The 25,342-nt window shown below is 37.8% G+C and carries 21 protein-coding genes and 1 riboswitch; of the genes, 18 read left to right on the top strand and 3 right to left on the bottom strand.

Going from position 1 to position 25,342, the window contains the following annotated elements; all coding sequences use genetic code 11:
* Positions 1-62 precede the first annotated feature (62 nt).
* The 4 genes from ACM46_RS00735 (at position 63) to ACM46_RS00720 (ending at position 4,255) form a co-directional block, all read left to right on the top strand.
* Positions 63-1,565 (top strand): OmpA family protein, encoded by a 1,503-nt coding sequence (locus ACM46_RS00735; protein WP_048504726.1) that lies wholly within the window; start codon positions 63-65, stop codon positions 1,563-1,565.
* 94 nt (positions 1,566-1,659) lie between these two features.
* A complete protein-coding gene (locus ACM46_RS00730) occupies positions 1,660-2,400 on the top strand; it encodes a YebC/PmpR family DNA-binding transcriptional regulator (RefSeq protein ID WP_048504725.1) in 741 nt (246 codons plus the stop codon).
* Between the two features lie 58 nt (positions 2,401-2,458).
* Positions 2,459-3,283, top strand: a complete 825-nt coding sequence (locus ACM46_RS00725; RefSeq protein WP_048504724.1) for a UDP-2,3-diacylglucosamine diphosphatase — start codon at positions 2,459-2,461, stop codon at positions 3,281-3,283.
* Positions 3,284-4,255, top strand: a complete 972-nt coding sequence (locus ACM46_RS00720; RefSeq protein ID WP_048504723.1) for a glycosyltransferase family protein — start codon at positions 3,284-3,286, stop codon at positions 4,253-4,255.
* Here ACM46_RS00720 and ACM46_RS00715 read toward each other — a convergent pair.
* Entirely contained in the window at positions 4,244-4,534 is a 291-nt protein-coding gene (locus ACM46_RS00715; RefSeq protein WP_048504722.1) for a GNAT family N-acetyltransferase, read from the bottom strand. The two genes, ACM46_RS00720 and ACM46_RS00715, sit on opposite strands and share 12 nt — an antisense overlap.
* Before the next feature lie 247 nt (positions 4,535-4,781).
* Complete coding sequence (locus ACM46_RS00710) at positions 4,782-5,531, bottom strand: RDD family protein (RefSeq protein ID WP_048504721.1); 750 nt, start codon at positions 5,529-5,531, stop codon at positions 4,782-4,784.
* A gap of 27 nt (positions 5,532-5,558) precedes the next feature.
* Here ACM46_RS00710 and ACM46_RS00705 point away from each other — a divergent pair, with 27 nt between their 5' ends.
* The 7 genes from ACM46_RS00705 (at position 5,559) to ACM46_RS00675 (ending at position 12,563) form a co-directional block, all read left to right on the top strand.
* Positions 5,559-6,542, top strand: a complete 984-nt coding sequence (locus ACM46_RS00705; protein WP_048504720.1) for a stage II sporulation protein M — start codon at positions 5,559-5,561, stop codon at positions 6,540-6,542.
* Positions 6,526-7,488, top strand: a complete 963-nt coding sequence (locus tag ACM46_RS00700; protein ID WP_048504719.1) for a DUF4013 domain-containing protein — start codon at positions 6,526-6,528, stop codon at positions 7,486-7,488. Before ACM46_RS00705 ends, ACM46_RS00700 begins: the two co-directional genes overlap by 17 nt.
* Positions 7,481-8,278: a hypothetical protein gene (locus ACM46_RS00695; RefSeq protein ID WP_048504718.1), complete on the top strand. Its 798-nt coding sequence runs from the start codon at positions 7,481-7,483 to the stop codon at positions 8,276-8,278. Before ACM46_RS00700 ends, ACM46_RS00695 begins: the two co-directional genes overlap by 8 nt.
* A 14-nt stretch (positions 8,279-8,292) precedes the next feature.
* Entirely contained in the window at positions 8,293-9,450 is a 1,158-nt protein-coding gene (locus ACM46_RS00690; RefSeq protein WP_048504717.1) for a DUF4350 domain-containing protein, read from the top strand.
* Positions 9,451-9,597: 147 nt separating this feature from the next.
* Positions 9,598-10,629 carry an AAA family ATPase gene (locus tag ACM46_RS00685; RefSeq protein WP_048504716.1) on the top strand — a complete coding sequence of 344 codons (1,032 nt, stop codon included), beginning with the start codon at positions 9,598-9,600 and terminating at the stop codon, positions 10,627-10,629.
* Positions 10,630-10,731: 102 nt separating this feature from the next.
* Positions 10,732-12,054 (top strand): DUF58 domain-containing protein, encoded by a 1,323-nt coding sequence (locus ACM46_RS00680; RefSeq protein WP_048504715.1) that lies wholly within the window; start codon positions 10,732-10,734, stop codon positions 12,052-12,054.
* Positions 12,055-12,143: 89 nt separating this feature from the next.
* The gene (locus tag ACM46_RS00675) at positions 12,144-12,563 is read left to right on the top strand and encodes an OsmC family protein (protein ID WP_048504714.1); all 420 of its coding nucleotides are present in this window, start codon (positions 12,144-12,146) and stop codon (positions 12,561-12,563) included.
* Positions 12,564-12,612: 49 nt separating this feature from the next.
* On the opposite strand, the gene ACM46_RS00670 is transcribed toward ACM46_RS00675, so the two are convergent.
* On the bottom strand, positions 12,613-15,228 hold the full coding sequence (locus ACM46_RS00670) for an MGH1-like glycoside hydrolase domain-containing protein (RefSeq protein WP_048504713.1): 2,616 nt from the start codon (positions 15,226-15,228) through the stop codon (positions 12,613-12,615).
* A 189-nt stretch (positions 15,229-15,417) separates the two neighbouring features.
* A riboswitch (SAM riboswitch) is annotated at positions 15,418-15,524 on the top strand.
* A 58-nt stretch (positions 15,525-15,582) separates the two neighbouring features.
* Between ACM46_RS00670 and ACM46_RS00665 the strand changes: the two genes are divergently transcribed.
* From ACM46_RS00665 to ACM46_RS00635, 7 genes are all read left to right on the top strand, one after another.
* The gene (locus ACM46_RS00665) at positions 15,583-16,521 is read left to right on the top strand and encodes an alpha/beta fold hydrolase (RefSeq protein ID WP_048504712.1); all 939 of its coding nucleotides are present in this window, start codon (positions 15,583-15,585) and stop codon (positions 16,519-16,521) included.
* A 5-nt stretch (positions 16,522-16,526) separates the two neighbouring features.
* Positions 16,527-18,065, top strand: a complete 1,539-nt coding sequence (locus ACM46_RS00660; protein WP_048504711.1) for an ACT domain-containing protein — start codon at positions 16,527-16,529, stop codon at positions 18,063-18,065.
* A gap of 92 nt (positions 18,066-18,157) precedes the next feature.
* Positions 18,158-19,318: an O-succinylhomoserine sulfhydrylase gene (locus tag ACM46_RS00655; RefSeq protein WP_048504710.1), complete on the top strand. Its 1,161-nt coding sequence runs from the start codon at positions 18,158-18,160 to the stop codon at positions 19,316-19,318.
* Positions 19,319-19,420: 102 nt separating this feature from the next.
* The gene (locus ACM46_RS00650; RefSeq protein WP_048504709.1) at positions 19,421-20,431 is read left to right on the top strand and encodes a homocysteine S-methyltransferase family protein; all 1,011 of its coding nucleotides are present in this window, start codon (positions 19,421-19,423) and stop codon (positions 20,429-20,431) included.
* A gap of 84 nt (positions 20,432-20,515) precedes the next feature.
* Positions 20,516-21,607, top strand: coding sequence for a fatty acid desaturase family protein (locus tag ACM46_RS00645; protein ID WP_048504708.1), 1,092 nt, complete (start codon positions 20,516-20,518; stop codon positions 21,605-21,607).
* 6 nt (positions 21,608-21,613) lie between these two features.
* Positions 21,614-24,274: a methionine synthase gene (metH, locus tag ACM46_RS00640; protein ID WP_053082650.1), complete on the top strand. Its 2,661-nt coding sequence runs from the start codon at positions 21,614-21,616 to the stop codon at positions 24,272-24,274.
* Between the two features lie 4 nt (positions 24,275-24,278).
* On the top strand, positions 24,279-25,340 hold the full coding sequence (locus tag ACM46_RS00635; RefSeq protein ID WP_048504707.1) for a hypothetical protein: 1,062 nt from the start codon (positions 24,279-24,281) through the stop codon (positions 25,338-25,340).
* The last annotated feature ends 2 nt before the right edge of the window (positions 25,341-25,342 follow it).

Genomic DNA, 25,342 nt, shown 5'->3' with positions numbered 1-25,342 from the left:
CTTTGTATATAAAGAAAAATTATATTTATTTTGCATTATCAATTATTTAATCATTTAATTCTATGAAAAATCTAAAATTAGGAATTTCAGCATTGGCGCTTACTGTTGCCTCTACTGTCTTCGCGCAGACTACCAACAATCCGTGGTTGATCGGGGTTGGTGCTCATGCCGAAAATCACAAGGCAGCACGGACAGGATTCAGTAACACGTTCTCTGCTAATAATTTAACAAAGACGATGTTCAATATGAACAACTTCTCTATTACTCCTCCGTTATCTAAATTGACAGTTGCTAGAAACATCGGTAAAGGTTTAGTTATCGACTGGCAGACTACTGTAGGTAACGTAGATAATAAGAGATTCAACATGGGGAAAGAATTTTTCCTAATGACAGGTATTGGTTTCCAGGCTAAAGCAGCTGGTCTTTTATGGAATGAAGAATCTTGGTTCGATCCATATTTAAGAGTTGGTGCTAACTACCTGAGACATGATTATACTGCCCTTGCTTTCCCTAGAAACGATTACAGAGGTGAATCTGTTCCTAACGGAGACGGTGGTAACGAAAACGGTAAAGCTAATCACTTTGCAGTTGCTACAGGTGCTGGTGTTAACTTCTGGGTAACTAAAAACTTCGGTCTTGGTGTACAAGGTGACTATGTTTCAACTCCAGGTGATAAATCTACAGTTGCAAACTTCTGGCAAGCTTCTGCATCAATCTTATTCAGATTTGGTAACAGAGATAGAGATAAGGATGGTATCCTAGATAAAGACGATCTTTGTCCAGATACTCCAGGTCTACCAGAATTCCAAGGATGTCCTGATACAGACGGTGATGGAGTTCCAGATAAAGACGATCAATGTCCAGAAGTAGCTGGTCCAGTTGAAAACAACGGTTGTCCTTGGCCAGATACAGATGGTGACGGTGTTATCGACAAAGATGATGCTTGTCCTACAGTTGCAGGTCCTGCAGAAAACAACGGTTGTCCTTGGCCAGATACAGACGGTGACGGAATCTTAGATAAAGATGATGCTTGTCCTACTGTACCAGGTGTTCCTGAATACAACGGATGTCCTCCTCCTAAGAAAGTAGACGTAGTTGTTGTTAACGAGACATTGAAAGATATCTTATTCGACTTCAACAAAGCGACTATCAGACCAGAATCTAGCGGTAAGTTAGATACAGCTGCTAAAATCATCAAAGATGCTGAAGAAACTAACTTCTTAGTAGTAGGTATGACAGATGCTAAAGGTTCTGCTGCTTACAACTTGAACTTATCTAAGCAAAGAGCTGCTGCTGTAGTTGGTGCTTTAGAGTCTAGAGGAATCAACCCTAACACTCTTAAATCAATTGGTATCGGTTCTCAGGAAGCTACTGTTCCTGCAAAAGCTTCTGATGCTGAAAGACAAAAAGACAGAAAAGTTATCGTAAGAGCTATCTCAGGTTCTGAGTGGGAAACTTACAAGAAAAATGACATGACTGTAGCTAAGCCAGTTGTTAAAAAAGCAACTAAAAAAGGAACTAAAAAAGCTCCTGCTAAAAAAGCTCCAGCTAAAAAGAAAAAATAATTAATTTTTCTAAATAATAAATACCTCCAATTTTTTGGGGGTATTTTTTTTTTGTTGACTTTTAGCTAATTTTGTTGAAAATTTAAAAATTAAAATGGGAAGAGCATTTGAATATAGAAAAGCTTCTAAAATGGCCAGATGGGATAAAATGGCCAAAACTTTCTCCAAGATCGGAAAGGATATCGCATTGGCTGTAAAAGCAGGTGGTACAGATCCTGAAGCCAACCCGGCTTTAAGAAGATGTATCCAGAATGCAAAAGGTGCCAACATGCCTAAAGACAACGTAGAAAGAGCCATCAAAAAAGCAAGTGGTGCTGATGCGGAAAACTACGAGGAAATTACTTACGAAGGCTACGGACAGGGAGGTGTTGCTTTCTTTGTGGAATGTACTACCAACAATACAACAAGAACTGTTGCCAATGTAAGAGCAATCTTCAATAAATTTGACGGGAATCTTGGTAAGAATGGAGAGCTGGCATTTATTTTCGACAGAAAAGGAATCTTCAACCTGGATTTATCTCAAATCAAAATGGACTGGGATGATTTTGAAATGGAAATGATTGATGCCGGTGCAGAAGAAATCGATAAAGACGAAGAAGAAGTAATGATTACTACTGCTTTCGAAGACTTCGGTTCTCTGTCTCATAAACTGGATGCATTGGGTATTGAAGCAAAAAGTGCAGAACTTCAGAGAATTCCGAACAACACGAAAGAAGTGAATGAAGAACAGTTCAAAGCCAATATGAAAATGCTTGAACGTTTTGAAGATGATGATGATGTACAGAACGTATATCACAACATGGAAATCACAGAAGACCTGATGGATTCACTGTAAAAAAATAATATAGCATTCATATACAGTTAACTTTCAATTAGTTTCTTTGCATAAAACTATGAAAAGAAACGTTGAATTAGTTGTCATATCGGATGTTCATTTGGGAACTTATGGATGTAAGGCTAAAGAGCTGTTGCGGTATCTCAATTCTATCCAGCCTAAAACATTAGTTTTGAACGGGGATATTATTGATATCTGGCAGTTTAAAAAGTCTTACTTCCCTAAACCTCATTTGAAAGTGATCAAAAAGATTCTTTCATTAGCCACTAAAAATACAGAGGTTTATTACATCACAGGAAACCACGATGAAATGTTCCGGAAGTTTACGGATTTTGAATTGGGGAAACTTAAAGTCTGTAATAAGATCTGTCTCACTATCGATCAAAAGAAAACCTGGATATTTCACGGAGACGTTTTCGATGCATCTGTCCAGCATTCCAAATGGATCGCAAAACTTGGCGGAAAAGGCTACGACCTTCTGATCATGATCAATAATGTAGTCAACTGGTTTTTGGAGAAAATGGGCAGAGAGAAATACTCGTTTTCCAAAAAAATCAAAAACAACGTGAAGAAAGCAGTCAAATATATCGGAGATTTTGAACTGACAGCTTCTGAGCTTGCTATTGACAATCATTATGATTATGTGATCTGCGGGCATATTCATCAGCCTCAGATTCGTGAAGTTGTTAATAAGAAAGGATCTTGTACTTATCTGAATTCAGGAGACTGGATAGAAAATCTGTCCGCCCTCGAATATCATGATAAAGAATGGAAGATTTTCTATTATGACGAACACAAAGATTCACTTAAAGATGACGAAGCAGAAGAGATCCAGGATATGGACAGCTCCGAACTTCTGAAAATAGTTACTAATTTTTCCTAAATGAAAATTCTCTATGCATTTCAAGGAACAGGGAACGGACACGTTGCCAGAGCACAGGAAATTATTCCTATCCTTAAAAAATATGCTTCCGTAGATACACTCATCAGTGGTCATCAGTCGCAATTAAAGGCTGATTTTGACATTAACTTCCAATATAGGGGTATTTCCCTGCTCTATAATAAAACAGGCGGTTTATCCTACCGCAAAACATTTACCGAGAATAAATTCCTTGATGCCATAAAAACCATCAGAGCATTGGAGCTTTCACAATACGATCTTATCATTAACGATTACGAACCTCTGACAGGATGGGCAGGCAAGCTGAAGAAACTCCCGATGATTGAATTGAGCCATCAGGCTTCCATGAGCTTTCCTGAAACCCCCAAACCGGAAAAGAAGGACTTTCTTGGTGAGCTCATCCTCAAATACTATGTTCCCAGTGAAAGAAAAATAGGGTTTCATTTTGATAATTATCATCCGCAGATCAAAAAGCCTGTAATCAGACACAAGATCAGAAATCTGAATCCTGATAAAAAAGGCTATTATCTGGTGTATCTGCCCAGTTTTGCAGATGAAAACATCATTAAGGTCTTAAAACAGATTCCCGTACAGTGGAAAGTATTTTCCAAGCATAGTAAACTCAATGTAAAAGTGAAAAACGTTGAAGTTTTCCCTATTGATGAAATACAATACCTGAAATACTTTGAAAACTGTGACGGAATTCTTTGTAATGCAGGTTTTGAAACCCCTGCAGAAGCTCTGTTCATGGATAAAAAACTGTTTGTAATCCCTATTCATAATCAGTATGAACAGGAATGCAATGCCAGTGCCCTGGATCTGATGGGAATTCCCAATAGCAAAATACTGAACCTTCAGGAAATTATGGAATGGGTAGCATCAGACCATCATTTAAAAGTAGATTATCCGGATGATATTGAAGAGATTCTGGTGAATGAAGTTTTAATTCTTTAAAAAGATATCGTCTACATCATTCATCCTTGTCATGACAGATCTTGCATAAGAACAATGAGGGTATACTTTCCAGTTGTTTTCTCTGGCAAATCGGATGGCTTCTTCCACCAGGTATTTTCCCATTCCTCTGCCTTCAAATTCAGGATGTACGAGTACGAAAGAAATAATAAATTTATTTTCTTCAGGAAAAATAGTGTAGGTTAATCTTCCTATTTCTTTTATTTCATTATTCAACGTAAGAAAACCACCATTTCCTGATTTATTGTTTTCAAATTCCATAATTCTAGACTTTGTTATTAAAGATACAAAAATTGCACCGACCAGGATTATGAGTGATGAGTAATAGGTAATGAGTAATGGAATGCGTCACCTGCGAATGGTGAATTTACTTCGCAGCCAATTTTTTAATTTGAATAAATTCCGAGACTATTTTTTATAAAATAATAAATTGACGCTTCACCCGCGAAGCGAAAATTGATCATTCACATTTTTCATTCATCATTCATCATTCATCATTTATAATTTATCAACTATCCTTCCCCGTATAATAGTTATAGTCCTTTATAACAACATTAATAAACTGTCTTTCCGTCATCTTAGCCGGATCTATATCCAGTTTTAAAATACTTTTGATTTTATTGGAAAGTTTAGTGATAATCTGGCGGTCGTCTACCTTGATGGCTTTGATATAGTTGTCTTTAATAATCCTCATGTCATTGTCACTTAATGCGATTACCTGAGGAAAAGTAGGAATGTAATTGTCGTTGATGTTCTCTAAGATCGTGTGGGAAATGTTGATGTTATTTTTTAACGAAATTACAGCTGTACCGGAAGCAATATCGCCCAGACGCTGATTATTTTTAGACACAATCATAGAAATGAGACCGATAACTCCCGCGGCAGTGGTGTCAATAATACGGAACATCCAACGGATCAGATAATCTCCAAAGCTGGCCTGGTAACCATCAATTTTTACAACCCGGATTTTCATGAGTTTTTTTCCCGGAGTCTGGCCTTCCATCAGGCTTTCCAATACTACAGGATATATGTATACCGGAAATGTAAGAACAATATAAACAGCCATAACAGACCATTGATCCAGCCCGTCTAATAAATACCCCAGATCAAAAATATTGAAGAAAAGATAGAATATAATCACTACATAAGCCACCTTGATTAAGAAATCAATGATGAAGGCAAGCATTCTTTCTCCAACGCTGGCAATGTTAAAGTTAATATTTACATTTTGTGAGGTATTTATCGCAATTTGAGACATATTTTTTATTATTTTAGCCTTACAATTATGAGAGAAGTTTATTTCATTAAACAAAATAAAGAAAAATGGTTGGGAATTGAACAGGTTATTCAAGGGAAAGTCAAAAAAAATCCGGATGACCTGTCTTCACTATACATTAACCTGATCAACGATCTTTCATTTGCACAAACTTACTATCCTAAAAGTAATACCACCGTTTATCTCAATCACCTTTCTTCACAAATATTTCAGAAAATTTACAAGACCAAAAGGGTAGAAGAGAACAGGCTGGTTTATTTCTTCAGGACGGAAGTTCCTTTGCTCGTCCATCAATACAGACGATATCTGCTGTATGCTTTTCTTTTCTTCATTTTATTTACCTCCATCGGAGTGCTTTCCGGAGCCTATGATAAAGATTTTGCAAACATCATTCTTGGAGAAGATTATGTGAATGAAACCATAGAAAATATTAAAAAAGGGAATGCGGTAGGAGTTTACCAAAGTGGTTCTACCTGGGGAAGTACCATCGGGATTATTTTTAATAACATCGGAGTGGGTGCTAAACTATATATTTACGGTATCACGGGAGGTGTGGGAACTTTGTTTGCATTGCTTTCCAACAGTGTTATGCTCGGGTCTTTTCAATATTTTTTCTACGACTACGGAGCTTTGAAAGACAGTGCAAGAGGGATCTGGCTTCATGGTGTTTTTGAGATATTTGCCATGGTGGTGGAAGCCATGTGCGGGCTCATTCTTGGGGCAAGTATTTTGTTTCCGAAGACATTTTCAAGATTTAATTCCTTTAAAACAGGTTTTAAAGACTCCTTTAAAATTTTCCTGAGTACCGTTCCGTTTACCATCTGTGCCGGAATCATTGAAGGTTACGTCACAAGACATGCCTTGAAAATGCCGCTGGTGGTGAACCTGGCTATAATCATCAGTTCACTGGCTATTATAGGATTTTATTATTTTGTATATCCTTCGGTAGTTTATAAAAAAATTAATAACCCAACACATGATGCAGTTTTATAAAAAAAGAGAATTTGGAGCTTTCATCAGTGACAGCTTTAACTTTTTCAAATTATACGGAAAAAATTATTTTAAAAATTATATCCTGATCAACGGGCTGCTGTTGATACTCACCGTTGTTGTGATGATATTGGGATTCAGAGAAATTTTCGGACAGATGATAGGTTCCAACGTGGATGGAGAAACCTATTATTTTGAAAGATATTTTTCAGAAAATGCAGGAATGCTTATTGTTGCAGGTGTTCTTGTTTTTCTGCTTTTTGTTCTTTTGGCGATAGTCAATTATCTTTATCCTGTTTTTTACATGAAAAGAATAACCGGAGGAGCCCAGAGCGTAAAAACAGACGAAATTGTAAGTGATTTCAGGACCAATGCCGGAAGAATTTTTAAAATGTGCGTAGGAATGTTGTTTATCGTACTTCCGGTGACCATGATTGTAGTAGGATTTTCGTATGTCCTGTTGCTCATTATAATTGGCTTTTTCCTGATTATACTCGTTTATCCCACAGTATTCAATGTTTCGGCTTTTCTGATGTATGATTATTTTAATACGGAAAGAGGCTTTATAGACAGTTTGAGTTATTCCATACGATCCCAGTTTTCTTACCCGAACGGAAATGAAAAATCGCCTTACTGGAAATATTGGGGATCTTCTTTCATCATGTTTATTATTATGTATATTGCTACTTCGGTATTTACATTTGTTCCTATGATATTTGTGTACGGATCGGTTCTTACTTCTAATCCGGACGGAAATTTTGAAGAAAATCCTTTTACCGGAGCTGTTGGAATTGTATTTTTTATATTCTACGGATTTTCCATGATTGTATCGCTACTGCTTTCCAATCTGATGTATATCAATGCAGGACTGATGTATTACGACAGCAGGACAGACCTTCACAAGAAAATTGAACTCGAAGAAATTGAAACCATAGGTATTAATGAATAAGTTCTTTCTTTTTCTGCTGATCTTTTTTTCCGTATGTTCCGTTCATGCGCAGAACGACGGTGGAGATGATCCTGAGGAAGATTACATTCTAGACTCATTAGGTACAGGGCATTACAGAAATATGCTGCGTGCAGATTCGGTATTGATTCTAAAGCCTGTTTCAGAAAATACAGTGTACCCGAAAAAGTTCAAAGAAAATCTTCATTCCAGATATAAAGGCAATGAATTTGATTATTCTGTTTCCAAGCCGAAAGAGTCTTTTCTGCAGAAACTGATGCGTAAAATAGATAAGATCCTTCAGAGTATTTTTGGAGAAACCGTATTTAGAAATTCAGCAAAATTTACAACGGTTCTGATCCGTTTGTTTGCCATTATTTTAGTAGGATTTCTTCTGTATTTTGTCATTAAATTCTTGATGGATAAAGACGGAAACCTTTTCTTCGGCAAGAAAAATAAAAAAATAAATATCAATGCAGAAGAACTGCATGAAAATATCCATGAGATTAATTTTCCTGAAAGCATTGCAAAATTTGAACGCGAAAAAGACTATCGCTCGGCAATCCGTTACCAGTTTTTATTCATTCTGAAAAAATTGAGTGATAAAAAACAAATTAACTGGAATCCTGAAAAAACAAATAAAGACTACGTCGCAGAACTGAAAAACAATCAGCTGAAAAGTGAATTCGGCGGTCTTTCCTATATCTTTGATTATGTCTGGTATGGAGAGTTCAATATTGATGAGGATAGTTATCTGAAATTCAAAAACCAATATCAGGCTTTTAAAGCGTAATTAAATTATAGACCATGAAAAAGACCTTCAAAATATATGCTGTAATATTCATCGTTGTGATGCTTATTCTGGCGTTGCTTGAAGTCAACAAAAAAGAAACCACCAGCTGGCGCAAGAATTTCGACATCAATGAGAAATCCCCTTTCGGACTCTTTGTTTTCAGTAATGAAGCGAAAGATCTGTTTAAAAACAATCTCAGAAAAATAGAAAAAGCGCCTTATGAATATTACAATCAGCGGGAAAAAGATCCACACAACATCATTGTTATAGCGAAAGAGCTGGATAAGGAATCCTGGAAGAAAATCCTGGATCAGGTCTCCGGTGGTTCGGATGCAATGATTATCATGAGCCGTGTTCCTAAAAATGTTTCGGACAGTATAGGGTTTCATAGTTCAGATATTTCTTTCGCAGAACAAAATGTACTGAAATTGACGGATAAAAAATACCAGAATGATTTTATTCAGTTAGATAAGTTCCCGTCTGGGAGAGGTTTTTCATATATCAAGCCTAAAGTAGAAGTATTAGGAAAAACGGTTGAGAAAGATAACACAGATCAGGCCAATTTTATTAAGATTAATTTTGGAAAAGGAACGATATACGTTCACAGCGAACCCCTTTTTCTTACCAATTATTATCTCTTGAAACCCGGTAATATAAAATATGCACAGGATGTTTTTTCATATCTTCCGGACAGAGAAACCCTTTGGTTTGTAGAAAACGATACCAAAGTATCCCGTTTCTTCATGAGATTCGTTCTTTCCAATCCTGCACTTAAATATGCATGGTGGGTATTTTTAGGAGGGCTGATATTGTTTATCTTTTTTAATGCAAAAAGAAAACAGCGTATCGTTCCGGTTCTAGAACCTTTGAGAAATACTTCGGTAGATTTTGTAAAAAGTATTGGAAATCTTTATCTTCAGGAAGGCGATTTTCATGATATGATGGCCAAAAAAGCCCAATATTTCCTGAATAAAATAAGAATAGATCTTTTGATTGATACCCAGAATCTGGATGAAGAATTTGCAAAAAAACTCCATCTGAAAACAGGGAAAACAATGGAAATGATCCATGAAGCCATAGAACTGATCAGAAAAGGGCAGGACCCTTACGCAAACGTAATGAAAGAAGACCTCACAAGAATGAACAACCTTCTTGATGAGATATTAAAGTAATGTAACAATATTACAATGTAACAGTATAACAATGTAAATTGATCAATTACTGCATAATTATAATAGAATAAGAGTCCCAAAGGGACGATTTAACAAAGAATCGGATAACGTCCGATTTAAAAAAATAAAAACCACAGATAGAAAATTATGGAAAACCTTGAAAATCAAAATTTAGAGAATCAGAGTTCTATCAATTTAAATAAAAATGAAGATCAGTTTCAGTCGAGAATTGATATGATTGAGCTGCGTGCCAGTTTAGATAAAGTAAAAACCGAAATCGCCAAAGTAATTGTCGGGCAGGAAAGCATGATTGAGCATCTTATTGCAGCTCTTTTATCAAACGGACATGTTTTGATTGAAGGTGTTCCGGGAGTTGCTAAAACCATTACGGCAAAGCTTTTGGCCAAAACCATAGACGTAGGATTCAGCAGAATTCAGTTTACACCGGACCTGATGCCTTCAGATATTCTGGGAACCTCTGTTTTCAGTGTGAAAAATTCCGAGTTTGAATTTAAAAAAGGACCCATCTTTTCCAATTTTATATTAATTGATGAGATCAACAGGTCACCTGCAAAAACCCAGGCAGCCCTTTTTGAGGTAATGGAAGAAAGACAGATCACAATGGATGGAATCCGTTACATTATGGATGAGCCTTTCCTCGTGGTGGCTACTCAAAACCCAATAGAGCATGAAGGAACATACAGACTTCCCGAAGCACAGCTGGACCGTTTTCTGTTTAAGATCAATGTAGGATACCCGAACCTTGAGCAGGAGATTGCCATCATCAGAAATCAGCACGAAAGCAAAAAAGAAGATAAAACAGAAGGAGTAAACCATGTTATTACGGCTCAGCAGCTGAAAAACTATCAGCATCTGGTAAAAGAGATTATTGTGGAAGCTCAGCTGATGGAGTATATCGCTAAAATTATAGTGAATACCAGAGAGAATCAGTTCCTGTATTTGGGAGCCTCTCCAAGAGCATCCCTGGCATTGCTTACGGCTTCCAAAGCTTTTGCAGCAATGAGAGGAAGAGACTTTGTAACGCCTGAAGACATCAAAGAAGCAAGTTATGCTGTATTAAGACACAGGGTGATCATTTCTCCGGAAAGAGAGATGGAAGGTCTTACGGCAGATGAAATTATACGCCAGATATTGGAGGGAATAGAGATTCCAAGATAGACTGTAGGGATTAGGATTTAGGGATTAGGTTTAACAGGTAATTATTATTTATCACAGTTGATTCGCTAATCCCTAAATCCTATCCCCTAATCCCTTAAAAAAATGAAAAACCTATACATCAATACACGATTTTTCTTTTCGCTCATCGGAGTGGGGATTGTGTATGTCCTTGCTTTTTTCTTTCCGGTTTTGATGTGGGCAGCCCATATTCTACTGTTGGTTTGTTTTCTTGCGGCTATGGTAGATTATCTTTTACTGTTTAATCAAAAAGAGGGAGTGCTTGCCCAAAGAATACTTCCGGAGAAGCTGTCGAATGGGGATGAAAATTTTGTGAAGATTGATATTAAAAATCAGTACAGTTTTAAAATCAGTACGAAGATTATTGATGAGATTCCGTTTCAGTTTCAGAAGAGAGATTTTTTAATTACAAAAAACATAGAACCAGGTAGAAATACCTATTTCCAATACAGTTTGGAGCCTAAAGAAAGGGGAGAGTACAGTTTCGGAAACCTGAATGTGTATGTTTCTTCACCGTTGGGATTCGTTTCAAAGAGATTTAATTTCCAGAAAGACGCGATGCTGCCTGCTTATCCGTCTTTTGTCCACCTCAGAAAATATGAACTGATGGCTTTGCAGAGTGAATTCATGCTGGGTGGAATCAAAAAAGTCAGAAAGCTCGGGCACACCATGGAATTTGAACAGATCAAAGAATACGTTCCGGGAGATGATATCAGAACAATCAACTGGAAAGCGACATCCAAAACAAACAGATTGATGGTGAATCAGTTTCAGGACGAAAAATCGCAGCGTATTTTCATTCTTATTGATAAAGGAAGAACGATGAAAATGCCTTTCAACGGGCTCAGTCTTCTCGATTATTCCATTAATGCAGCCATGGCGCTTTCCCATATTATTCTGAAGAAAGGAGATCGGGCTGGAATGATGACTTTCTCGAAGAAAACAGAAAATAAAATCGCTGCGGAAAATAAATCGGGTCAGCTGAAAAAAATCTCAGAAGCCTTGTACAACATTAAAACAGATTTTTTTGAAAGCGATTTCAATTGGCTGTATCAGGATGTGAAATATTCTCTGAATCAGCGGAGTCTGGTCCTGCTTTTTACCAATTTTGAAACCCTTGACGGATTGAACCGACAGCTGAAATACCTTCGGGGAATCGCTAAAAACCATTTACTGGTAGTCGTGTTTTTTAAGAATGCAGAACTTCAGAACCTCATTCATAAAAACCCTGAAAACATGCAGGAAGTCTACGATGAAATTGTGGCTGAAAAATTTGAATTTGAAAAGAAACTGATCATTCAGGAACTTCGGAAATATGGAATTTATACCGTATATACTTTGCCTGAAAATTTAAATATTGACGTTATCAATAAATATCTTGAGATAAAAGCGAGAGGAATTTTATAATTTTGTCATCATAATAAACCGGATTATTTCGGATCTGTTCAGTTTTTTATGCTGAACGGTACCGGGAAAATCTTACAATAATTTCGAAAATGAAAATAACCCTTAACAGAATCAACGACGATTTTTTATTTGAATGCACCAATTCACAGGGAAATTCAATCCTTTTGGATAATACTTCACAGCCCGGCGCTAAAGGCGTTTCTCCTATGGAAAGTGTTTTGATGGCCGTAGCCGGATGCAGTGGTATAGATGTAGTGGCTATTTTGAAAAAACAGCGTCAGGAGATCACTGGTTTCCAGGCAGAAGTGGAAGGAGAAAGAGTTCCTGTAGAAGATGCAAAACCATTTAAATCCATTAAGGTGAAATTTCTTTTGGAAGGAGACATAGATCCTAAAAAAGCATTAAAAGCAGCACAGTTGTCTTTTGAAAAATACTGTTCCGTATCAAAAACTTTAGAACCGAATGTAGAAATCGGATACGAAGTTCATGTAAACGGAGAGAAAATTTAAATTTTGAATTAAAGATAATCGGCCGGCCCAAAAGGGCCGGCCGATACTTTTATACAGTTAATCTCGGTTTCATAAGTTTCGCCACAGTTGCCGTCCATCCCGTTTGATGGGAAGCTCCTACGCCGCGGCCGTTATCACCGTGGAAATATTCAAAAAAGGTGATATAGTCCTTAAAATGTTCATCGTAATTAAACTTGATATTTCCTCCGTTAAAAGGTCTTTGGCCGTCTTCATCTTTTAAAAATAACGAACAGAGTCTGCGGCTGATATTTTGTGCCACTTCATCCAGATTTTTCTTTTCACCGCTTCCGGTTGGGAATTCTACTTTTAAGCTGTTGCCGTAATAAAAATGGAAACGCTGTAAACTTTCTACAATCAGAAAATTAATCGGGAACCAGATTGGGCCGCGCCAGTTGCTGTTGCCTCCGAACATACGGCTGTCGCTTTCTGCAGGAGTATAATACACTACATTTTCAGTTCCGTGAACCGAGAATACAAAAGGATTCTCTTCATACACTTTAGACATTGCGCGGATTCCATAAGAACTTAGAAATTCCTTTTCATCAAGCATTCTGTTTAAAACTTTCGTCAGTCTGTTCTTTCGGAGAATACTCATCAGGTGTTTTCGGCCCTGGCCTTCTTCATCCCAATGGGAAACCAGCTTGGTAAGTTCCGGTTTGTTTTTTAAGACCCAGTCCATTCTTGCCTTAAAATTCGGCATCTTATCCAATAACTGATGATCTACAATTTCTACAGCAAACATAGGAATCAACCCTACAATACTTCTCAGCTTCAACGAAACACTCTCTCCGTTACCCAGCTGAAGAACATCATAGAAAAAGCCGTCTTCCTCATTCCATAGCCCTTCTGTGCCGCCGCCTAAATTTTCCATGGCTTCTGCGATATACAGATAATGTTCAAAAAACTTGATCGCCATATCCTCATATACCTGATAATACTGGGCTAGTTCCATTGCAATCCTCATCATATTAAGCGCATACATAGCCATCCAGCTTGTTCCGTCTGCCTGTTCAAGATGCTGGCCGTCTTTCAGCTCCATATTCCGGTCAAAAGCTCCGATATTATCAAGCCCCAGGAATCCTCCTCCGAAAATATTATTGCCGCTTTTATCTTTTCTGTTCACCCACCACGTGAAATTCAGGAGAAGTTTCTGAAAAACTTTTTCAAGAAACAGGAGATCCGGTTTTCCATTTTGCTTTTCATCAATTTTAAATACCCGGAAGCAGGACCATGCGTGTACAGGTGGATTTACATCGCTCAGATTCCACTCATAAGCCGGAAGCTGCCCGTTCGGATGCATATACCATTCTTTTGTTAACAGAAGAAGCTGCCCTTTGGCAAATTCCCCGTCAATAATCGAAAAAGGGACACAATGGAAAGCCAGATCCCAGGTGGCATACCACGGATACTCCCATTTATCGGGCATTGAAATAATATCTTTATTGTGAAGGTGATTCCATTCCGTATTTCTTACATAATCATTGAAGTTTCTCGGAGCGGCGTGATTCGGATCGCCCTTCAGCCATTTTCCTACGTTATAATGATAGAATTGCTTGTTCCAAAGAAGTCCTGCAAAAGCCTGTCTCTGAACATTTCTTTCATCCTCGTTTGTTGTTTCACTCTGAATTTCATGGTAAAATTCATTAGCCTCCGAAGCTCTTATAGCAAAAATTTCGTCAAACCTTGCAAAAGGTTCATCAATCTCTTCAGGGGATAATCTGAAATCAAAAGTCTTGGATTGTCCGGCCCCGATCATTTCTTCGATAATAAAAGAAGCTTTAGTTCCCCTTTTTTCAGGATTTACCGTATTGCTTCCATAAATGATATGATCATTGATGCCGTCTTTGAAATACGTGTTTCCAGGGTAAGGAGTCCCGTACAATTTAGGAGCATTCGTTTCGTTTTCACAGAAAGCACTCTCGGCGGCCTGATTTCTTGAATACAGCTTCTTGATGGAAATACTGTCGTGATTGATATCGATGCTTCCGTCCTGAGAAGCATTCATTTGTGCTTTATACGTATTGTAGCCCCATTTCCAGTTGTTTCTGAACCAGGCAGTAGGAGCAACAACAATCGGGGCTTCCCGGGAACTTCTGTTGTGTACCGTTACCCTTGCCAGAATATCATTGTGATCGGCTTTACAGTATTCAATAAAAATATCGAAGTATTCATCGTTGTCAAAAATTCCGGTGTCAAAAATTTCATATTCCGGTTCTTTTTTGCTGCGTCTTCCGTTTTCGGCCACAAGATCGTCATAAGGAAATGCCTGGATAGGGTATTTATAAACCATTTTCATATAGCTGTGTGTAGGCGTATTGTCCAGATAATAAAAAATCTCTTTGATATCCTCCCCGTGATTGCCCTGAGGATTGCTCAGCCCGAAGAAACGTTCCTTTACTATTTTATCTTTTTTGTTCCAAAAGGAAAAAGCAAAACAGAAAATCTGCTTTACATCGGAAATTCCTGCAATGCCTTCCTCTCCCCAGCGATAAGCATAGCTTTCGGCATTATTATGATTGGCGTAATGCCAGGCATTTCCGTTGGGGCTGTAGTCTTCCCTTACATTTCCCCATTGCCGGTTGCTGACGTAAGGACCCCAGTTTTTCCATTGTGTATTTTGTAATCTTTCTTTTTCAACAGTCATATTTCATCATTTTTTCAATACGAAGGTAGTTTTTTTGAAAAATAATTCCAATTCCTTCCATCTGAATAATTCTTAATATAGTTGTGAAATACTTCTGTTTATGGGCTTTTTAAATATTAAATTAATTTTTTTTAAATATTTAAAATAAAAGACATACCTTTGCACCATTCGATCATTCAAATATTGAAAATGTTATCAAGAAAGGTTGAGGGATTAGACCCTGTGAAACCTTAGCAACCCTTTGCGCAAGCAGAGAAGGTGCTACGTTCTACCAATTTATTTTGGACAGATAACTTACTGAAGTTCTTTTCAGCCATTTCCTGTGGCATTTTCAATTGTATTAAAATAATAGAATTGAAAACAGAACTAAACTATATTAATCTTTCGTATCAAACCCATTCCCAAAAGGAATACCATATCCCGTTGACCTATCAGATCTTCGGGAAAGACCTGTTTACAGCTCCCATTATCTTGATCAATCATGCCTTAACCGGAAATTCCAATGTGGCCGGAGACAAAGGATGGTGGAAACAGTTAATTGGTGAAAATCAGGTGATTGACACCAACAAATATACAGTTCTGTGTTTCAATATTCCCGGAAATGGGTATGACCATTTTTTAATTGACAACTACGAAGATTTCACCCCTTCAGATATTGCAGAGATATTTTTGAAAGGGCTTGAAGCCTTAGATATCAAAAACCTTTATGCCACTATCGGAGGTTCTCTGGGCGGAGGAATAGCCTGGCAAATGCTTGCTAAGAAACCTCAACTGGCAGAAATATGCATTCCCATAGCCTGTGATTTTAAAACCCACGACTGGCTTCATGCCCAATGTCTTGTTCAGAAATTTTTACTGAACAGCAACGAAGAACCACTGCAGAAAGCCAGAATCCATGCCATGTTATGTTATAGAACACCTCAGTCTTTAAATGACAGGTTTCAGAACAGATATGATAAAGACAATCAACATTTAGAATCTGAAGACTGGCTGATTTATCATGGAAATTCTTTAAACGATAGATTTAGTTTAAAAGCATATAAACTCATGAACCACCTTCTGATGAATCTGAATACAGATGAGCAGCAACTGGAGAAGATTGGAGCGCGAATGCACATGATCTCCGTAGATACAGACCTCTTTTTCCCCGCTTCTGAAATACGAATGTGTTTCGAAAGGCTGAAAGAAAAAAAACAGGAGGTTTTCTACCATGAGATCCAATCTATACACGGGCATGACGCCTTCCTAATGGAATATCAACAATTAAATACAATCATAAAAAATATTTTATAGTACAGATGAAAAATGCTAACGAAATAAAATTTTTAAAGAACAGATCGATTATCAAATTTGAAGGAGAAGATTTCCTGGGCGAAATCGGAATCGACGGAAGAATTTTTAAAGCGCTTACTTTGGCGCGTATCAGTGTAGGAGTAATTTCCCAGCAGGCTATTGAAAACGGAATCTCTATTCTGGTGAACGAAGCAGATGCGGAAAAAGCAGTTGCCTGCCTGATAGATGAATTTGAAGAGGAAAGAAGATCAGGGAAAGTATCCCAGATCTACAGCATCAATAATGTATCCGTACTTGGATTTGTAGCGGAGGATTTCAATAAAGTTCTTGCAGAGCTGGCCAGAAACAATGTTTTTCCACTTCTTTTAAACCAGGTGTCCGGTGAAAACAGAGTGAATATTGTAGTTACTTCTTCCCAGGACGAAAAAACGAAAAATGTCATTGAATCCGAAATATTTAAAAAGCCTAAAACCGTTCATCTGGCCATTATAGGTCATGGAAACGTAGGGAAAACATTAATAAATCAGGTTTTAGAATCTTCAGAGGAGATCAGAAGACGAAAAAAGATAGACCTTAAAGTCGTGGCAGTAGCCAATTCAAGAAAAATAGCCTTTAATAAAAAAGGATTTAATGCAGACTGGAATGATGAGGTATTAACTGCCGAGCATCCTTCAAATGTTGAAGAACTGATTAATTTTTCAAAAGAAAATCAGCTGGAAAACCTGATTGTAGTAGATAATACTGCAAGCAAAGATTTTGTGAAAAACTACCATGCTCTTGCTGAGAATGGTTTTGACCTTGTCTCTTCCAACAAAATTTTCAATACACTTCCTATTGAAGAATACCGGAAACTAAGATATACGTTGAGCAAAAACAACAGACGTTATCTTTATGAAACCAATGTGGGAGCGGGCCTTCCGTTAATTGATACCATAAAGCTTCTACACCTTTCAGGAGAAAATATTACAAGAATTAAAGGTGTATTCTCTGGATCATTAAGTTATATTTTCAACAATTTCTCCGTAAGAAACGATAAGTTTTCAACGATCATCGGAGAAGCAATGGAAAAAGGATTTACAGAACCTGATCCGCGTGAAGACCTTTCCGGAAACGATGTGGCAAGAAAACTTCTGATCCTGGCCAGAGAACTTGACCTGATCAATGAGTTTCAGGATATCAACATCCAGAACCTGATTCCTGAAAATCTTTTGGCGGTAGATAAAAATGAATTCATTTCAAGATTGGAAGAATTGGATGAGGAATATCAGAAAATTAAAGAAGGGCAGGAGCCAGGTCATGTATTGAGATATGTGGGAGACCTTCATGGCGATCTTCAGAAAGATAAGGGACAGTTAGACGTGAAATTGGTTTCGGTTCCGGGAAGCTCTGCTTTAGGCCAGTTGAAAGGTTCAGATTCCATCTTTGAGATCTATACAGAAAGTTATGGCGAAAACCCGATAGTGATCATGGGAGCCGGAGCCGGAGCTCAGGTAACGGCACGAGGTGTTTTTGGAGATATTTTAAGAGTAAGTGAAACTAAATAATATTAATAATGTAACAATATAACAATGTATCGGTCTGGCAATCATTGGTACATTGTTATACTGATTCATTCATACATTGATAATTAAACTATATGGAAAATTTCGAAACCTCAGCAATAAGAACCCAAACAGAAAGAACTCAGTTTGATGAGCATTCCACACCATTATACCTTACATCCAGTTTTATTTTTCAGGATGCAGAAGATATGAGAGCCAGTTTTGCAGAAGAAAAATCTAAAAACCTGTACAGCCGTTTCTCAAACCCGAATGTTACTGAATTTACAGATAAGATTGTCAAAATGGAAGGCGCAGAAGCCGGATATGCATTTGCAACTGGGATGGCCGCTATTTATTCCACATTTGCAACCTTATTGGATGCGGGAGATCATATTGTAAGCTGCCAGTCTGTTTTTGGATCCACGCATACCCTGTTTACCAAGTATTTTCCAAAATGGAATATTGAAACTACCTATTTCAAGGCAGAAGATGCAGCAAATGTAGAACAGTATATTAAACCCAATACCAAAATCTTATATCTGGAAACGCCTACCAATCCGGCTATTGAAATTCTTGATCTTGAGTTTTTCGGCCAGATTGCTAAAAAACATAACCTCATCTTTATTGTGGATAACTGTTTTGCCACTCCATACCTGCAGCAGCCTATAAAATACGGAGCAGATGTTGTAGTTCATTCAGCTACAAAATTGATTGATGGACAGGGAAGAGTATTAGGAGGAGTAGCAGTAGGAAAAGCCGATCTGATCAGAGAAATTTATCTTTTCGCAAGAAATACGGGACCTGCCATGTCCCCTTTCAATGCATGGGTATTATCCAAAAGTTTGGAAACACTTGCCATTCGTGTAGATAAACATTGTGAGAATGCATTGAAAGTAGCTGAATTCTTAGAAAGCCATCCCAATGTAGAACTGGTAAAATATCCATTCTTACCCTCTCATCCAAGTTATGAAATTGCAAAAAAGCAAATGAAGCTGGGCGGAAATATCGTTGCGTTTGAAATCAAAGGCGGAATTGACGGAGGCAGAAGATTTCTCGACAAAATAAAAATGTGTTCTCTTTCTGCCAACTTAGGAGATACCAGAACCATCGTAACACATCCGGCATCTACTACCCACTCAAAGCTCACCGATGAAGAAAGAAATGAAGTAGGCATCACTGCAGGACTTGTGAGATGTTCTGTAGGTCTTGAGTATGTAGATGATATTATTGCAGATTTAAAGCAGGCATTGGATTAATTTAAATCCATATCAATTATTTGTTTGAAATAAATCAAAGAGTCTTAAGAGGATGATTTAGCAAAGGATAGGATCAAATCCTGTCATTAAACAACAAAACATATGAACAATTCAGAACAATTATACAAAGCATTATCAGAGAGAATTTTAATTCTCGATGGCGCTATGGGAACCATGCTGCAACGCTACAAATTTGAAGAAGAAGACTACCGTGGTGAGCGTTTCAAAGATTGGGAGCATCCGGTAAAAGGAAATAACGACCTCCTTTCTATTACTCAGCCACAGGCTATTGAAGAGGTGCACAGAAAGTATCTGGAAGCCGGAGCAGACATCCTTGAGACCAATACATTCTCAGGAACTACCATTGCAATGGCAGATTATCATATGGAAGACCTTGTGTACGAACTCAACTATGAATCTGCAAAAATTGCCAGAAAAGTTTGTGATCAGTTTACAGCTCAAAACCCGGAAAAACCAAGATTTGTAGCAGGATCTATAGGGCCTACCAACAGAACGGCAAGTTTAAGCCCCGATGTAAATGATCCGGGATACAGAGCGATTACTTTTGAAGAATTGAGAGTAGCCTACAAACAACAGTGTGAAGCTTTGCTGGATGGCGGTTCAGATATTCTTCTTGTGGAAACCATTTTCGATACGCTGAATGCAAAAGCGGCATTATTTGCTATTGATGAGATTCAGGACGAAAGAAATATTGTAATTCCTATCATGGTTTCCGGAACTATTACGGATGCCTCGGGAAGAACATTGAGCGGGCAGACGGCGGAAGCTTTTCTGATCTCGGTTTCACACCTGAATTTACTGAGCGTAGGATTCAACTGTGCATTAGGTGCAGATCAGCTGACTCCTTATCTGGAAACATTGGCGCACAATTCAGAGTTCTATGTTTCAGCCTATCCGAATGCGGGACTTCCCAATGCTTTCGGGAAATATGATGAAACTCCGGAAGACATGGCGAGGCAGATTAAAGAATATGTTGAAAAGGGACTGATTAATATTATTGGCGGATGCTGTGGAACAACACCGGATCATATCAAAGCCATTGCAGACCTGGTTGCAGAATATTCGCCAAGAGAATTGAAGAAATTTGTATGATTTAATAGATTTTTTTAATTAAAACATGAATTAAGTACTTGATTATAAGTGTTATCTTTAAGTGAGCCACAAAAATTTAACACCATGGAAAAGCCAAGTTACTTAAAAGACTCAGAGGATACAAAACTGTTTAATGAACTAAGAAAGAAGGTGAATCAGCGTATAGAAGCCATTCCCGGAAACAGGGATATTTATATTCAGATCAAAGCGGTTATTCTGCCTTTGATCTATTTTGCGTTGTATCTCCTGGCCATATTCAATGCGGATAACTCCTGGATCTATATGGGAAGTTTTGTTTTAATGGGAATTTCTTTAGTCTTGATTTATTTAAACCTTATTCATGAAGCGGCTCACAACAATATTTATAAAAGTAAAAAACTCAATGAGCTTGTGCTGCACATTTTTGATTTTGTAGGAGCTAATTCCTACATCTGGAAAAAAAGACATATCGCAAGCCATCATGCCTATCCGAATGTGGATGGATGGGATACGGATATCGAGCAGAGCGGATTGCTTTTAATTGTTCCGTGGGTGAAAGCAAAAGGAGTTCAGAAATTTCAGCATAGATTTTTCTTTCTCGTGTATCCGCTTTACCTCTTTAATTGGATGTTTATCAGAGATTTCAGAGATTTTTTTGATAAAGAAAGAGTGATTTTAAAGACACAGGGTTCTATTCCTGTCATTGAAAAAGTAAAAATGGTAAGCTATAAGCTGTTCTATTTCTTTTATCAGATAGCGGTTCCTGTTTTGTTCTTTAAAGTATCTATCGGACTGGCTTTGGGAGCATGGATTCTTCAGGTTATTGCAGCGAGTATTTTTGCACTTTTCGTGCTGCTGCCTCTGCATCCGCTTCCTGATAATGCCTTTCCGAAATTGGATACGAAGAACGGTCTTCCGTTCAGTTGGCTCCGTCATCAGTTTGAGGTGACCAACGATTTACAGGAAAACAACTGGCTGGTAAGAAATGTTTTGGGAAACTTTAATTTCCATGTCGCCCATCATCTCTTTCCGAATTACAGCTATATGTATTATAATGAAATCACCGAAGAAATCAAAGAATTTGCAAAAGAACATGATCTTGCCTATAAAAGATTTCCAATTTTTACCGCACTGGGCAAGCATGTAGATCTGCTGAAACAGAATGCAAACAACGCCTATTATATTTTAGAAGAATAAAAATTAATGAAATATTTAAGATTATCAGGCCTTGAGCCTCTTATCATAACGCCGGAGAGTAATTTCATCAATGTTGGTGAAAGGACCAATGTTGCCGGTTCCAAGAAATTTTTAAGACTCATCAAGGAAGAGAAATTCTCGGAAGCACTTGATATTGCCCGCCATCAGGTAGAAGGTGGTGCACAGATTCTTGATGTCAATTTTGATGATGGATTGATTGATGGAAAAGCTTCAATGATTAAATTCCTGAACTTAATAGCCTCAGAGCCGGATATTGCAAGAATTCCGATTATGATAGACTCTTCTAAATGGGAGATTCTGGAAGCCGGACTTCAGGTAGCACAGGGGAAATGCGTAGTCAATTCAATCAGCTTAAAAGGAGGCGAGGAAGAATTCATTAAGCAGGCAAAAGCGGTTAAAAGATATGGTGCCGCCGTAATTGTCATGGCATTTGACGAAACAGGGCAGGCTGATAATTTTGATAGAAGAATTGAAATTTCAAAACGCTCCTATGATATCTTGGTTGATCAGATTGGTTTTCCGGCTGAAGACATTATTTTCGATCTTAACATCTTCCCTGTAGCAACGGGAATGGAAGAACACCGCAAAAATGCTGTTGAATTTATAGAAGCCACAAGATGGGTAAGACAAAATCTTCCGTATGCATCGGTGAGCGGAGGCGTGAGCAACGTTTCCTTTTCATTCCGTGGAAATGATACCGTAAGAGAAGCCATGCACTCGGTATTCCTTTATCATGCTATCCAGGCCGGGATGAATATGGGAATTGTAAACCCTTCGTTACTGGAAGTATATGACGAAATCAACAAAGAACTTCTGGAACTTGTAGAAGACGTTATTCTCGATAAAAGAGACGATGCCACAGAAAGACTTCTGGATTATTCCGAAAAGCATAAATCCGTCAAGAAAGAAATAGTTGAAGATCTGGAGTGGCGTACGAAACCTTTGCAGGAAAGAATTACCCATGCTTTGGTGAAAGGAATTGACCGTTTTATTGAAGAAGATGTTGAAGAGGCAAGACAGCAGGCTGAAAGACCGCTCCATGTCATTGAAATTAATCTTATGACCGGAATGGGCGTGGTAGGAGATCTGTTCGGAAGTGGAAAAATGTTCCTTCCGCAGGTGGTAAAATCTGCCAGAGTAATGAAAAAAGCCGTTGCTTATCTGCAGCCTTTCATTGAAGCAGAAAAAGACGGAGCTAAACCTGCCAACGGAAAAATACTGATGGCTACTGTAAAAGGTGATGTACATGATATCGGAAAAAATATCGTGAGCGTTGTATTGGGATGTAATAACTATGAAATTGTAGATCTTGGAGTGATGGTTCCGGCGGAAAAAATCATCCAGACCGCTATTGAAGAAAAAGTAGATGTCATCGGATTAAGCGGCTTGATTACGCCGAGTCTTGATGAAATGGTGTACATCGCTTCAGAATTAGAAAGACAGAACCTCAATTTTCCACTATTGATTGGGGGTGCTACCACATCAAAAGCCCATACAGCAGTAAAAATTGATTTAAAATATAAAAATGCAGTCGTTCATGTCAACGATGCTTCAAGAGCGGTGAATGTGGTAAGTTCTCTGCTGGGAGACCGGAATAAAGAATATGTTACAGATCTGAAAGACGAATATTCGGATTTCCGTGAAAAATTCCTGAACAGACAGGTTGATAAAGACTATGTTTCCATTGAAGAAGCAAGAGAAAACCGCTTTAAGATAAATTGGGAAAACGAAGAGATCTTTACTCCGAATAATGTAGGAGTTACCGTAATAGAAAATCAGGATCTGAATGAGCTCCTTCCGTATATAGACTGGTCCCCGTTTTTCAGAAGCTGGGATTTGCATGGCAAATACCCGAATATTCTGGAAGATGAGGTTGTAGGAGCTCAGGCTAAAGAATTGTTCAAAGATGCTCAGGTGATTTTAAAAAGAATTCTTGATGAAAAATTACTGCAGGCAAAAGCCATCTTCGGAATTTTCAAAGCCAATTCCAATGAAACGGATGATATTGTCATTTTCGATGAGCATAATAAAGAGCAGGCCAGATTCCTTACATTAAGACAGCAGGCTCAGCGCTCAAAAGGAAAAGATTATCTGGCACTGAGCGATTTCATAGCCCCTCAGGATTCCGGAAAAACAGACTATGTAGGCGCTTTCTGCGTAACAACAGGTTTCGGAACAGACGAACTTTCTGATGAATATGAAAAAGCCAATGATGATTATAATGCCATCATGGTAAAAGCGCTCGCAGACAGATTTGCAGAAGCCTATGCCGAATTTTTACATAAAAAAGTAAGAACAGAATATTGGGGCTATGCCAATCAGGAAAACCTTAGCAATGAAGAGCTGATTGCAGAAAAATACAAAGGAGTCCGTCCGGCTCCCGGATATCCTGCCTGCCCGGATCATTTGGAAAAGAAAACCATCTGGGACCTTTTAAAAGTAGAAGAAAATACAGGCGTTTTCCTTACCGAAAGCCTTGCCATGTTTCCTACTGCTTCGGTTTCCGGATATTATTTCGGAAGTCCGCATGCTAAATATTTCGGCCTCGGAAAAATTACTGAAGATCAGCTCAAGAATTATACAGAAAGAAGAGGTTGTACGCTCCAGGAAGCAAGAAAATGGCTCTCACCCAATTTAGCAGATTAAGAGAATGAGAAAACATATTCTTTTTTGTCTGACGGTTTTTGCCTTTATTCAAACATATGCCCAGGAATATAGAGATAAAGACTTTATAGGCTCTGTCAATTATATCAGCATCCCTTTGGTGAATGTTAGGTTTAGGTATCTGTTTCCCTACAATGGAGATTCAGATAAAGACTGGGTTTTAAAAAATAAAATAAAAAAGATTTCCTACCTGAGAAAAGGAGAGCTCGAGCAAACCACTCAATATCTGGAAGATGGAAATGAAGCGGAGATCACATTTAAAAGTGGAGCCAGATTTAAAGCTTCGAAAGATAAAGATCTGTTAACCGGTAAATCGTATCAGAATGACAGAGAAATTTCTACCAAATGGCAGCAGTTTGACCCTGGCGGACGGTTGGTAGAGATCAGGGAACAATATTCAGAGAGTCCTGAAATAACGGTAATGAAGATATATTATTCAGATGGAAGAGTAGTTAAAACAGAAAGCTTTCTTAACAATAAGATTCAGCAGAAATATGATGTTTTCTACGAAAAAAATCTGTTGACTCAATATATAAGTACCCATTTGAGTGCCAATAGAAAGCCCGGTCAGACCCGCGAATTTGAAAATATTGTGTACCGGTATGACCAAAATAATAACTGCATTTCCATTGAGAATAAACATTCTTTCGGAGAGATAACCAGTAGTCATTATTTTAAATATGATGATAAAAACAATCTGATTCAGGAAAATTATATTCTGGATGTTGGCCCGGGTACAACAAAAAAAGAAGGAACTATACAATATACTTATGATAATCTTCGCAGAGCAACGAAAGTGGTTGAGGTAAGAGATGGCAAAAAAAGTATAGCAGAAATACACTACGGAGAAAATAATAAAGTAAAATCAATCACGGTTACTGGTGATAAAGATTCTTATTCCAGTTATTTTCCAATTGCTTTTTATTTTGAAAAGATGAAAACTGTGTATGATTTTAAATATGATCACAAAGACAATTTAATAGAATATATAGCGATGACCAACGGGAATTTGGATAATAAAGCTCAATACATCATCGAATATTACTAAAG

This window comes from Chryseobacterium angstadtii, from assembly GCF_001045465.1.
Taxonomy (GTDB): Bacteria; Bacteroidota; Bacteroidia; order Flavobacteriales; family Weeksellaceae; genus Chryseobacterium; species Chryseobacterium angstadtii.
The sequence above is the reverse complement of the archived record's forward strand: the minus strand, read 5'-3'. Positions and strand labels throughout refer to the sequence as shown.

Coding starts and splice junctions, on each gene's coding strand:
- ACM46_RS00735 (WP_048504726.1), top strand. CDS start 63: ATGAAAAATCTAAAATTAGGAATTTCAGCATTGGCGCTTACTGTTGCC.
- ACM46_RS00730 (WP_048504725.1), top strand. CDS start 1,660: ATGGGAAGAGCATTTGAATATAGAAAAGCTTCTAAAATGGCCAGATGG.
- ACM46_RS00725 (WP_048504724.1), top strand. CDS start 2,459: ATGAAAAGAAACGTTGAATTAGTTGTCATATCGGATGTTCATTTGGGA.
- ACM46_RS00720 (WP_048504723.1), top strand. CDS start 3,284: ATGAAAATTCTCTATGCATTTCAAGGAACAGGGAACGGACACGTTGCC.
- ACM46_RS00715 (WP_048504722.1), bottom strand. CDS start 4,534: ATGGAATTTGAAAACAATAAATCAGGAAATGGTGGTTTTCTTACGTTG.
- ACM46_RS00710 (WP_048504721.1), bottom strand. CDS start 5,531: ATGTCTCAAATTGCGATAAATACCTCACAAAATGTAAATATTAACTTT.
- ACM46_RS00705 (WP_048504720.1), top strand. CDS start 5,559: ATGAGAGAAGTTTATTTCATTAAACAAAATAAAGAAAAATGGTTGGGA.
- ACM46_RS00700 (WP_048504719.1), top strand. CDS start 6,526: ATGATGCAGTTTTATAAAAAAAGAGAATTTGGAGCTTTCATCAGTGAC.
- ACM46_RS00695 (WP_048504718.1), top strand. CDS start 7,481: ATGAATAAGTTCTTTCTTTTTCTGCTGATCTTTTTTTCCGTATGTTCC.
- ACM46_RS00690 (WP_048504717.1), top strand. CDS start 8,293: ATGAAAAAGACCTTCAAAATATATGCTGTAATATTCATCGTTGTGATG.
- ACM46_RS00685 (WP_048504716.1), top strand. CDS start 9,598: ATGGAAAACCTTGAAAATCAAAATTTAGAGAATCAGAGTTCTATCAAT.
- ACM46_RS00680 (WP_048504715.1), top strand. CDS start 10,732: ATGAAAAACCTATACATCAATACACGATTTTTCTTTTCGCTCATCGGA.
- ACM46_RS00675 (WP_048504714.1), top strand. CDS start 12,144: ATGAAAATAACCCTTAACAGAATCAACGACGATTTTTTATTTGAATGC.
- ACM46_RS00670 (WP_048504713.1), bottom strand. CDS start 15,228: ATGACTGTTGAAAAAGAAAGATTACAAAATACACAATGGAAAAACTGG.
- ACM46_RS00660 (WP_048504711.1), top strand. CDS start 16,527: ATGAAAAATGCTAACGAAATAAAATTTTTAAAGAACAGATCGATTATC.
- ACM46_RS00655 (WP_048504710.1), top strand. CDS start 18,158: ATGGAAAATTTCGAAACCTCAGCAATAAGAACCCAAACAGAAAGAACT.
- ACM46_RS00650 (WP_048504709.1), top strand. CDS start 19,421: ATGAACAATTCAGAACAATTATACAAAGCATTATCAGAGAGAATTTTA.
- ACM46_RS00645 (WP_048504708.1), top strand. CDS start 20,516: ATGGAAAAGCCAAGTTACTTAAAAGACTCAGAGGATACAAAACTGTTT.
- metH (WP_053082650.1), top strand. CDS start 21,614: ATGAAATATTTAAGATTATCAGGCCTTGAGCCTCTTATCATAACGCCG.
- ACM46_RS00635 (WP_048504707.1), top strand. CDS start 24,279: ATGAGAAAACATATTCTTTTTTGTCTGACGGTTTTTGCCTTTATTCAA.